Annotated in this window: 18 protein-coding genes and 1 pseudogene; 14 read left to right on the top strand and 5 right to left on the bottom strand. The window is 47.7% G+C overall.

The features are described 5' to 3' along the window. Positions 1–182: pseudogene (locus P1U71_RS13240) on the top strand (nitronate monooxygenase); the annotation flags it as partial. A 293-nt stretch (positions 183–475) separates the two neighbouring features. Beyond that, on the top strand, positions 476–652 hold the full coding sequence (locus P1U71_RS13235; RefSeq protein ID WP_301106087.1) for a DUF1328 domain-containing protein: 177 nt from the start codon (positions 476–478) through the stop codon (positions 650–652). A gap of 135 nt (positions 653–787) precedes the next feature. Here the strand turns inward: P1U71_RS13235 and P1U71_RS13230 are convergent, their stop codons facing one another. Beyond that, a complete protein-coding gene (locus P1U71_RS13230) occupies positions 788–1,270 on the bottom strand; it encodes a sigma-70 family RNA polymerase sigma factor (protein ID WP_301106086.1) in 483 nt (160 codons plus the stop codon). Positions 1,271–1,433: 163 nt separating this feature from the next. Here P1U71_RS13230 and P1U71_RS13225 point away from each other — a divergent pair, with 163 nt between their 5' ends. From P1U71_RS13225 to P1U71_RS13205, 5 genes are all read left to right on the top strand, one after another. Beyond that, entirely contained in the window at positions 1,434–2,150 is a 717-nt protein-coding gene (locus tag P1U71_RS13225) for a response regulator transcription factor (protein ID WP_301106085.1), read from the top strand. Between the two features lie 65 nt (positions 2,151–2,215). Continuing rightward, a complete protein-coding gene (locus tag P1U71_RS13220; RefSeq protein ID WP_301106084.1) occupies positions 2,216–2,503 on the top strand; it encodes a hypothetical protein in 288 nt (95 codons plus the stop codon). A 3-nt stretch (positions 2,504–2,506) separates the two neighbouring features. Further along, positions 2,507–2,938 (top strand): hypothetical protein, encoded by a 432-nt coding sequence (locus tag P1U71_RS13215; protein WP_301106083.1) that lies wholly within the window; start codon positions 2,507–2,509, stop codon positions 2,936–2,938. A 68-nt stretch (positions 2,939–3,006) separates the two neighbouring features. Beyond that, positions 3,007–3,159 (top strand): entericidin A/B family lipoprotein, encoded by a 153-nt coding sequence (locus P1U71_RS13210; protein ID WP_301106082.1) that lies wholly within the window; start codon positions 3,007–3,009, stop codon positions 3,157–3,159. 283 nt (positions 3,160–3,442) lie between these two features. Next, entirely contained in the window at positions 3,443–3,652 is a 210-nt protein-coding gene (locus P1U71_RS13205; RefSeq protein ID WP_301106081.1) for a hypothetical protein, read from the top strand. An 85-nt stretch (positions 3,653–3,737) separates the two neighbouring features. Here P1U71_RS13205 and P1U71_RS13200 read toward each other — a convergent pair whose 3' ends face one another. Continuing rightward, on the bottom strand, positions 3,738–4,184 hold the full coding sequence (locus tag P1U71_RS13200; RefSeq protein ID WP_301106080.1) for a PA2169 family four-helix-bundle protein: 447 nt from the start codon (positions 4,182–4,184) through the stop codon (positions 3,738–3,740). 154 nt (positions 4,185–4,338) lie between these two features. On the opposite strand from P1U71_RS13200, the gene P1U71_RS13195 reads away from it, so the two are divergent. After that, positions 4,339–5,181, top strand: coding sequence for a PRC-barrel domain-containing protein (locus tag P1U71_RS13195; protein WP_301106079.1), 843 nt, complete (start codon positions 4,339–4,341; stop codon positions 5,179–5,181). Positions 5,182–5,209: 28 nt separating this feature from the next. Next, positions 5,210–5,416, top strand: a complete 207-nt coding sequence (locus tag P1U71_RS13190) for a CsbD family protein (protein WP_301106078.1) — start codon at positions 5,210–5,212, stop codon at positions 5,414–5,416. A 73-nt stretch (positions 5,417–5,489) separates the two neighbouring features. Here P1U71_RS13190 and P1U71_RS13185 read toward each other — a convergent pair whose 3' ends face one another. Beyond that, positions 5,490–5,999, bottom strand: coding sequence for an MgtC/SapB family protein (locus P1U71_RS13185; RefSeq protein WP_301106077.1), 510 nt, complete (start codon positions 5,997–5,999; stop codon positions 5,490–5,492). Then, entirely contained in the window at positions 5,977–6,264 is a 288-nt protein-coding gene (locus tag P1U71_RS13180) for a hypothetical protein (RefSeq protein ID WP_301106076.1), read from the bottom strand. The genes P1U71_RS13185 and P1U71_RS13180 overlap by 23 nt, the downstream gene beginning before the upstream one ends. Before the next feature lie 137 nt (positions 6,265–6,401). Between P1U71_RS13180 and P1U71_RS13175 the strand changes: the two genes are divergently transcribed. From P1U71_RS13175 to P1U71_RS13160, 4 genes are all read left to right on the top strand, one after another. Next, a complete protein-coding gene (locus P1U71_RS13175; protein WP_301106075.1) occupies positions 6,402–6,536 on the top strand; it encodes a hypothetical protein in 135 nt (44 codons plus the stop codon). Positions 6,537–6,566: 30 nt separating this feature from the next. Next, positions 6,567–6,758 (top strand): YqaE/Pmp3 family membrane protein, encoded by a 192-nt coding sequence (locus P1U71_RS13170; protein WP_301106074.1) that lies wholly within the window; start codon positions 6,567–6,569, stop codon positions 6,756–6,758. A gap of 129 nt (positions 6,759–6,887) precedes the next feature. Next, the gene (locus tag P1U71_RS13165) at positions 6,888–7,757 is read left to right on the top strand and encodes a YihY/virulence factor BrkB family protein (RefSeq protein ID WP_301106073.1); all 870 of its coding nucleotides are present in this window, start codon (positions 6,888–6,890) and stop codon (positions 7,755–7,757) included. A gap of 59 nt (positions 7,758–7,816) precedes the next feature. Beyond that, a complete protein-coding gene (locus tag P1U71_RS13160) occupies positions 7,817–8,833 on the top strand; it encodes a DUF748 domain-containing protein (RefSeq protein WP_301106072.1) in 1,017 nt (338 codons plus the stop codon). A gap of 39 nt (positions 8,834–8,872) precedes the next feature. On the opposite strand, the gene P1U71_RS13155 is transcribed toward P1U71_RS13160, so the two are convergent. Next, complete coding sequence (locus P1U71_RS13155; RefSeq protein WP_301106071.1) at positions 8,873–9,337, bottom strand: Lrp/AsnC family transcriptional regulator; 465 nt, start codon at positions 9,335–9,337, stop codon at positions 8,873–8,875. Between the two features lie 400 nt (positions 9,338–9,737). Between P1U71_RS13155 and P1U71_RS13150 the strand changes: the two genes are divergently transcribed. Next, positions 9,738–10,390 (top strand): amino acid ABC transporter ATP-binding protein (locus tag P1U71_RS13150; RefSeq protein ID WP_301106070.1); only part of this gene is annotated, 653 nt, incomplete at its 3' end.

The raw sequence follows: 10,390 nt of genomic DNA, 5'->3' as shown, positions 1-10,390 counted from the left end.
TCTGGTGGCAGGAAGGCCGTTCCCGCGTTGAGCGCGTTCGCGCCAAGGACTTTCTAACCTATCCGGTCGGCCAGATCGTTGGTGAAATGAAAGAAGAAACCAGCGTGAAGGAGGTTGTCTATGATTTCATCAATGAATTACTGGAATCAAAGGAACGGATGGACCGAATGCTGAGTGATTAAGCTTCGGCAGTATAGCCTTCTCGCGAAGGTGGCCCCTGCTTTTCGGAACAATTCCTCCCAATGAATTTCGGAAAGCGGGGGCGGTTTTTTTGGCGCCGCGGTCGCTGACCACGACACCGGTTGTTCGCGATAACCGCTCCTGGCACTTAGGGGACAAATCAGTAATTTTGATCCCAATCCTGTTCTTATCATTCTGATATAATGAATGATGTCATCTGATAAATAGATCCAGGGAACTTTTTTGCAATTCCCTCGTTTGTGGTGGTGCATGAAGTAAACTAAGGAGAAAGCTGATGATTGGTTGGGCTATAACATTTCTTGTGATTGCATTGATAGCCGCTGTATTGGGATTCGGTGGTGTCGCGGCAGTGTCCGTGGAAATTGCGCAAATCCTGTTCGTTGTATTCATCGTACTGTTCGTAGCAGCAGCAATAATTCACGTTGTCAAAGGTCGAAAACCACCAATGTGAAGAACAACGATCCAATCCTTTATAAAAACAAAAACGGCACTTTAATTAAAGTGCCGTTTTTTCTGCAGTGCCAGAAAACAGGATAAGAAATAAGCCCGGAAATTCCATAAAATTTCGAGAAATACCTGCGGGCTTTTATGCTGGCGCTTCTGCATAACCCTGCAATTGCTCGCGAGCCCGTGACAGGCGTGAGCGAACCGTTCCAATCGCAATTTTCAGAAAATGGGCGACTTCCTGATAGCTCATGCCCTGAACACAAATCATGACCAGAACTTCCCGATGTTCAAACGAAAGTGTCCGAATGGCCTCACTGACATCGTTCAATTCGATTTGTTTTTCCTGTGGCGGGTCGATATATTGAGATTCCAGAAAACTTTCCGGATCAAATTTCGTTTCATATTTCACTTTTCGGCGATAATTGGAAACAAAATGATTATACATGATTTTTGAAGTCCATTTAAACAGGTCCGTATCCTTTTGAAATAGACGTTTCTTTTCTATCGCCCTTAAAAGCGTATACTGCAACAGGTCATCAGCTTCGTGATTATCCTGTGTCAGACGACGTGCAAATTTTCTCAAACCGGACATTTCGGTTGTCAATTCTTGATTGTCAAACATTAGATGTCTCCCTTATTGAGTTCCGTCACTAGTCTCGCAAAAGGAAAGGTAAACAGCGCCTGTAACGTCGGTTTGTCGCCTTTGTAATAATTATGAAAAGAATTGTATCATTTTCGTATCAAGCCATACTAAAACTCTCTAATTTCACTAAAGGACGATATCTATGAGTAAGGGGTTTGTGCTGTCAATCGATGACGACGACGCATTGCAGGTTGTGTTGTCGGCATATTTTGAAAGCGAGGGCTATCTCTATGATTCAACAAGGGACGGCTCGGAATTAGCTGAAAAGCTCAATACCATGCAACCGGATATTATCTTGCTCGATCTAGTCTTATCCGATGTGGACGGCACTAGTCTTATCCCGATAATTCGTCAGCATACGCAGGCGCCTATCATCATCGTCAGCGGAAAAAACGACACAACAGAGAAAATCATATGCTTGGAAATGGGTGCCGACGACTATCTGACAAAGCCGTTTGAACTGCGGGAGTTGAAAGCGCGTATCAAGGCGGCAATGCGACGCACGGGAGAAGGTGAGTTTGTGGCATCCGACCCCTCAGAAACCGAAAGTGAAAATGAAAACATCACTTTTGGCGAATTCACCCTCGATCGTGATCAATATCAGGTTTTCAAAGATGACGGCGAATCCCTTGATGTGACGATTGGCGAATTTCAGTTGCTGGAAGCCTTGGTCACCGCACCAAACAGAGCCCTCAGCCGGGAACAATTGTTCGAGCTCACCCGGGACGGAGAGTATGATTCTTACGATCGGGCAATTGATATTCAAATTGGCCGCATTCGCAAAAAACTTGGCGAGGACGGTCTAAGCATCATTAAGACGATGCGCGGTATCGGCTATATGTATTGCCCGCCTGATTAATCTTGGAACTCTTTTTTGATTTTAGTGTTTGTCTCGTGCAACCACTTTCAAAATGGAGTTTTACTATGACCAAAACTGCTGAATCTAGCCCCGAAATCGACAACCTGAAAGAAGATCTTGCGTCTTTGAAAAGCCATGTATCTGAACTGACAGCCGCCTTAAAAAAGGATGGTGTCGCCGAGGCGGAAAAGCTGAGCGAGAAAGCCAAGGAAAAACTTGGCGAGTTGAAAGATCGCGGACAGGACGGCATTCATCAAATTGAAGAACGGGTTAAAGAGAAGCCCGGCCAAAGTATCGCGATTGCGTTCGCAGCCGGCTTTCTTGCCAGCATGCTCCTTCGCAATCGGAGCTAACCGGTGAGCCCGCTTCTGAACATATTACAGCAATTGCTCCTCAATAATCTAGGGCCGGAGAAATCAGACCTCATGCAGAAAGGCGCAATAAGTGTTTTTGTTATCGCGTTGACAACTGCTTTGTCGTTTATGGCTTTGTTTTTTTTGGCGCTGGCATTTTATAGCTGGATGATTTTACTCATCGTACCGCCTTTGGCGGCCCTGGCAACGGCCGGGGTAATCTTGCTGATATGCCTATGCATAGTGACAGTAACTTATGTTGTTATGAGGATGAGGCCGAAAAAACCACAGCCCGCAGAAGAAACCTCGGAGATGGTGGCGGCACTGGCATCTTTGGCGGGCAACGAGCTTGGAAAATCTGTAGAAAGCAATCCAAAAACGACACTACTCCTTGCCGGAATTGCCGGATTTGCCGCGAGCAAATATATCAAGTAGCTGGGAACTTATTATCCCAACTGACGTTGGTTCAACTGATATTCACGTCAGAAAGGAAGGAAAGAACAATGACTTTCATCAAACGAGAAGCTCGATTGCTAACTCTATTGTTTGTTGCAATATCAGTACTGGTACTGGCCAGCGCCTGTGAAACTATGGAGGGCGCAGGCAGGGACATTGAAGATGCCGGCCAGGCAATCCAAAAGGAAGCCGACGACTAGGGTGTCAGCCTAACGCAATTACAATAAAATATGGTGCAATCAAGCTTGTTTCCAGCATCAGAACATTTAAATAATAAAGCCGTATGAAAATACGGCTTTATTATTTAGTTAACTCAGCGCCTATTTATGTGTCTGAACTTGAATGTTTTCTCTGAAACCAAAGTCGGCTAAACTCATATAGTTGTAAAGAAGACTATCTATCCTTTGATCGTCTATTCTGCCATAACTTCAACAAGCATACGTCTATTTCGGCCTTCGAAGCCCTTCAACAGGAAACGAAATAATGCAATGGGAAGCCCAAAGACTTTGCACCGATGCGGGTGACTACGAGTTGGTAGTAGAAAAACAAAAGCTGGACTGGGATTGTGACCAGCCCATAGATTCCTGGAAATGGGCAGTAGTGTTTCACGGCACTATCGTTGCGAGTGGAACAACAAATGACATGGAGAGCGCCAAGCGTATAGCCGAAGCAAGCGTACCAACGAAGCCATAGCATCTCAAAGGGACTCACAAACAGTCTCGAAGCATCCCCAAGCCGGAAATTAATTCCTTACAGCTCATTCTTGGCGACGATTTGGCTAAGCCACGTTTTTCAATCGTTCTTTGAGATTTCTTATATGGTCATGCGTTTCGACAAGAATACGCAGCTGCCTTTCAACGATATTTCTTGTTGCCTCCGGCGGATTGCACGACAAGGCATCGAGAAAATCCGCACGGGTCTTGCCTTCCGCGGCCTCCAGTTCCCGAACGAGGGTAAGGTCCGTATCCCCTATTCTGGCTTTCAGAAGTTTGAAGATATTCGAAGCGCGACCTGTAATGGTCCCTCCCTCTTCAATCTCACTGGCGAGCGAATTCGCATGTTCTTTCAAGTTGATAATTACGCTTTCATATGTCGAAGCCATTTTTCGAAACGTATCTTTAAGTTTCCTGTTTTTTGCCCGCCGCGCGGCACTTGTATAGAATTCCCGCGCGTCTTCACAACGATTGATGAGATCATTGAGTATTCTGACCATCTTTTTTGGCATGATTCACTGTCTCCTTTCTTAATAGTTAAGTCGGCGACTGTTCAATGACCAACGGGTAAAAATAAAAAAGGTTCCTAATTATGCGGAACCTTTTCGAGGAAGGAGCGTTTGCCCTGTGTACGACTAATGATCGACACCAACAAAGGAGTGCATTATGAAAACGAAGATTTTAGCAACAGCATCCATCCTTGCTCTCATGGCTGCGGCACCCGCAACAGCCGATACGGCGAAAACGGATGACAGCGCAGCAAACAGCACGACAGAAGAAGTGACAGAGGATGTCAAAGAAGGTTGGGATAAGACCAAGGAAGCTGTGAAGGAAACGGCGGAAGACGCGTCCCAGGCCACACAAGAGGCCTATCGCGATATGAAAGGCTTTGTTTTCAGTGAAGACGAAGACAAGCTTGATATACAGGACGTCCGGATCAATCCGCGGGCAATGGCCACAAATATTATTGGTGAGCCAGTCTATAACCCCAAGGAGGAGCGAGTCGGCGTTATAAAAGATGTTATTCTCGATCAGGACGGTAAAGCAGTGATGGTTGTGGTCGGTGACGGCGACTTCTTTGGTCTTGGTAAACTTGCTGCATTTGACTATGGCAGCATGGTCAAAATGAATGCGGATGGCGATATTGTTATGCCAATCACAGAGGAAGCGATTGAGCAAGCCGCCGAGTTCACTTATGACGAAAAAGCCGCTGGCGACAAAATGCTCACGATGTCGGCATCCGGGTATAGTGTTGAAAAGCTCCTCGACGCAAATCTGGTAAACGCCAAGGGCGAAAAAGTCGGCGATATTGATGATATCACCTTCACAGACGGCAAAGCTAGTCAGCTCATTGTCGGCGTTGATAAAATTCTCGGTCTCGGCGGCGAGGAAATAAGCCTGCCCTACGATACCGCGAAGGTTATCACGGTTGAAGATGAGTTCGAATATCAACTATCCGCGAAAAAAGCGTCCCTCATTACCAACTATAAATCCGCACCGACAAACTAATACGGACGTGGATTGGAAAGGAACGACAATGTTGAACGAAGATATCCTTAAGGGAAAATGGAAGCAGATCAAAGGCGCCGCCCAGAAAAAATGGGGCAAGCTAACCGACGATGATCTGGATCAGATAAATGGCGATCGGGAAGTATTTCTCGGTCGCCTGCAGGAAAACTACGGCGTGGCCCGTGAAGAAGCGGAAAACATGCTGGAGGAATTCGAAAGAGATCAGTCCTTCTAGATCCCGACACTAAGAAAAAAGGCACCGCATTAAGTGCGGTGCCTTTTTTTCAATCCAATTCTATTTTCAATAACTATTCCTTATACACCTGTTTCTGAGTTTCCTTATCCTCTATGCCGGAAAACCTGGCCCGAATGATACCTCCCGCCAATAAAATAATCCCGATAGCGATAAAGGCGACAATTCCAAGACTGTAAAACCCAAAACCGATTGCCAGTCCAATGCCCCCGGCCGCCCAGATGCTCGCTCCCGTAGCCGTTCCAACGACCCGACTGCCGTCTCGTTGAATGATAGCTCCCGCGCCCAAAAAGCCGATGCCCGTCATGACGCCGGCGATGATATTGGCAAGATCAATTCGCAGGATACTGTCGGCAAGGGAAAAATCGGCGTAAATCTCCTGGCCCAGAATAGCGAGTATGCAGGTTGTCACGGCGACAATCATATATGCTCGAAAATCAATCGGCTTATTCTTTGTATCTCTCTCAAGCCCCAGGATAAGCCCAAACAGCATCGCCATGCCGACACGCAGGAGAAGCTCCTGCCAAGAGAGATATGAAAGTTCACCCGTCAGCTCTGCTATCATCTTCGCCCCTCGATTTTTTCTCGAAATCTATCAGTATATTTGAAATTTCGCGGAGCAGTTCAGGAGCGGCGGGTGTGCTCTTGGCACTAGGCATATTTTCAGATTCTGCCCGCAGAAGAGCCTTAGCATCTTCTTTCCAGGACTGTAAAATTTCGCGCTTCTCATCGTCATTGAGATGCTGATCATCGACAACTTCTTGCGGGGAATCAAATACGGCGGATGGATCCTCCAGTATGTCTTCTAAAGATACGGATAGTTCACGCATGCTGCTTTCCTTTCGTAATTCGAACTAACGGACCAACAATTCAAAACCGAGATAGTTCCTTTTTTCATGAATTTGCAGGAACCATTTTCCGTGTCTGGCGTTTGCACTTTGTCTTTCATCAAATCAGGAGAATGAACATGAGAGTTTTGAAAACGATGCTGGTAGGTCTCTTTATTGTGTCCGCGCCGTTAGTGCTCACCGCCTGTGAGGACGAAAATCCCGTTGGCGAAGCCGTCGAAGAAGTAACAGACGAGCTTGATGACGCCACGTAATAGATAATTATCAATCACGGAGATTTGCACATGCCTTTAGCAAGAACGAGCGATCATTTACTGGGTGATATCCTTAAAATTCTGCTCGCCGTCATCCTGCCACCGCTTGGCGTTCTGATGGAGGTCGGATTAGGCAAACACTTCTGGATTAACGTCATCCTGACATTGTTTGGCTACATACCCGGCATTATTCATGCCGTTTACATCATAGCAACCCGCTAATGATTGGTGGCGTTTAGGTCCTCCGCAATTTAGCCGATGCGTGCAACATCACGCGTCGGCTCTATCTCCCGGACCACAAGCAGGCAGCCCCCTTAATCAAGGGCCCCTTCTCTCTTCTGGAGTGAAATATTGTTTTTCATCACCATCCTCAAAAAAACAATCACGAACTGGCTGGACGATGATCCCTTCACGCAAAGTGCAGCGGCGGCATATTACGCGGTATTTTCCCTGCCTGGGCTACTCATCATCATTATGGCAATTGCCGCAATCTTCTTCGATCAAAGCCGCGTTGAAAATGAAATCCTCGGCCTGATCCGCAATATGCTGGGCGGCGACGCCTCCAGCAGCGTGAAGAAAATCGTTGAGGAGACGCAGCAAGAAGATCGTGATTTCTGGGCGATGATCGCCGGTGCCGTTACGTTGGCATTTGGTGCAACCGGGCTGTTTGTCCAGCTCCAAAGATCACTTAACCTGATCTGGGACGTGGAAATTAGTAAAAAGGCCGGCTGGCTGGTCTTCCTAAGAAGACGTTTGGCATCCTTCAGTTTAATCCTGATGGTTGGGTTTTTGCTGCTTGTATCTTTGTCCCTCACAGCGTTTTTTACGGCTTTCGGCGAATGGCTGGCGACCCAGTTCTCCCCTGAATGGGCGAAAGGACTGATGATCCTAAGTAACGTCATTTCCTTTCTTTTGACGGCCACGCTTTTTGCCCTGATCTTCAAAATTCTGCCCGATGCCCATGTCGCCTGGACTGTCGCTTTTTATGGTGGCTTGGTCTCGGCCGCCCTCTTTTCTGTCGGCGAATACGCCATGAATTTCTATTTCGAGCTTGCCGAACCTCAGTCCAGCTTCGGGGCCGCCGGTTCCGTTATCCTGGTGATGTTGTGGGTCTCCTATTCTTGCCTGATCCTGCTGATCGGGGCCGAATTTTCGAAGACATATACTCATGAACAGGCAAACCGTCATATCCCGCCCCCCGCAACCGCCAAGAAAAACTGAGGAAAGGCCAGATTATGTTTGGGTCACATCGCAAGTGGAAATTAAGTATCGGAATAATTATGGCCATTGCCCTGCTTCTGATCGCTGGGCGCTTGTACTTGCCATACTGGGTAAAGGATTACGTGAATACGCAAATCGGCCTCCTCGACGACTATAGCGGCGGCGTGCAGGACATCGACATTAATCTTTGGCGGGGCGCCTACAAGATTCAGGCGTTGGAGATTTACAAACAAGAGGGCGGCCTGGACGCTCCTTTTGCGGCTGCCCGGACGATAGATTTATCTGTCGAGTGGAAAGCCCTTCTCAACGGTGCGATTGTCGCTGAAATAGATATTTACGATGCTGATCTTAATTTCTCCAAAACGCAGACGGGTGAAGGGGCGGGCTGGATCGGGCTTGTGGACGCCCTGTCACCGTTCAATATTAACCGGCTGGCGGTGCATAGCGGCAAGATCACCTATATCGACTATACGGCCGATCCCAACATCAATCTCTTTATCAAGGACATCAATGCAACGGCCACCAACTTGCGGAACGTCACGGATAAGGAAAACCCGTTACCGTCCAGCCTTAAAATCTCCGGAACCTCGATAGGGGAAGGAGAACTCCTGTTTGAGGGTCGTATGAATATCTTCAGGGATATTCCCGACTTCGATTTCGGAGCGGAGCTAAGGGACGCAAATCTGACGGCGTTTAACGATTACGGCCGCGCCTATGCCGCTGTCGACTTTGAAGGCGGGACGATTGGCATTTTCAGTGAATTGGCCGCGGCTGACGGGAATGTGACAGGATATGTAAAACTCGTTGCAACCAACGTGACGGTGGAGGCAATCGAGAAGGAAGAAAATCCGCTGACAATTGTATGGGAATCTCTGGTCTCTGCTTTTGTCGAAATCTTCGAAAATCAGCCGAAAGACCAATTCGCGATCCGCATTCCCGTTGAGGGTAAACTTGACGACCCGGAAGAAGATCTCTGGTCGGCCTTTATAAGCATATTCTCGAATGCCTTTGGTCAGGCATTTAAGAAGAATGAAGATGGAACAATTAACTTCCAGGACGCTTTGGAGAATAACTGACGCGGCGTTGAACTCTTGGGAATGCAGGTCATGCGAATTCTATAGAAGGGGGACAGTCAGACCAACCTTGGTCCGGTTCATGACGACCGAGGTGCGAAAACGCTTCACATTGGCGTCATCGAAGAAAAGGCGCTGCGTGAGATTTTCAAAATCCTGAATATCCTTGGCGAGGGCGATCAGGGCGAAATCCGCCTCCCCCGTAATATAATAGCATTGCTGGACATAGGGCTCCGCCTTGACCTTTCGGCGGAAAGCATCAACCTGATCGATCCGCTCACGTTCAAGCTCAACCATGATCAGGAAAGTCATCATAAAGCCCACGGTTTCCGGCGCGACAAGGGCGCTCTCGCCCGTGATGACACCTGACGATTTCAAATGCTTGATCCGCCGCTGGATCGTCGCCACGGAGAGCCCTGTCTCAAAGGCCATCGTTTCCAGCTTCTCGCGTGCATTCTCCTGAAGCAATCTCAGAATGACGAAATCATTGTCCGTCAGCTCAGCCATACCCATTCCACTTATGTTCCCGCAACGCTGCGGCCGGATCACAAGACGCCCAATTCCATACATTTAAGCGCGGCGAAACCAGCCTATGTTAAATCTCATGTAAACGTGATCAAACCATATCATAAAAATGGTAATATTGATAAATTATATCAAATTACCTTCTATTTTGACGGAATTAATAAATATCTGCGGATAAGCTATTTATGTCTGGAAGAATAGTTTATCTCTAATGTCGAGGATGGGGGCATCAAGACAGTGATTGCGGCAATCAATTGTCCGAATTTTGAATTTAAACTCCAAAACCGCCTCTTTCCGGCAAGAATAATACTGAACAAGATCCGAAAAATCCCCAACGATTACACAGAGAAACCTTGATGGCACTAGGCCGGGATGCATATCTATGAGCAAAATTATTGAATTTCAGAACGTCTCAAAGGCTTACGGCCAACTACAGGTCCTCAGAAATCTCAATATGCATGTCGAGGCGGGCGAGAAGCTTGCCTTGATCGGGCCAAGCGGGTCCGGGAAAACCACCATTTTGCGAATTCTGATGACACTGGAGACGATCAACAGCGGACATGTCCTTGTTGAGGATGATTATCTTTGGCATCAACGCGTCAATGATGACCTGGTTCCGGCAAGTGAAAAGCATCTTCGCAAAATGCGCCAGAACATCGGCATGGTGTTCCAGCAGTTCAACCTGTTCCCTCATCTTACAGCCATAGAGAATATTGTGCAGCCGCAGGTTCTGATCAAGGAAGTCGACAAACCCGATGCGATGAACAAGGCGCGGGAGTTATTGGCGCTTGTAGGCCTCGAGGAGAAGGAACAGCATTACCCTCATCAGCTTTCCGGCGGACAGCAGCAGCGGGTCGCCATTGCGCGCGCACTGGCCATGGACCCCAAGATCATGCTGTTTGACGAAGTTACCTCAGCGCTTGATCCGGAACTTGTCGAGGAGGTTCTCAATGTTTTGAGAATGCTTGCCGAAACCTCCGACACCACCATGCTCACGGTGACTCACGAGATGAATTTCGCCCGTGATTTTGCCGA

It is taken from the genome of Sneathiella sp. (genome assembly GCF_029233945.1).
Lineage (GTDB): Bacteria > Pseudomonadota > Alphaproteobacteria > Sneathiellales > Sneathiellaceae > Sneathiella.
Note: the sequence above shows the minus strand (reverse complement) of the source record. Positions and strands in the feature narration are given on the sequence as shown.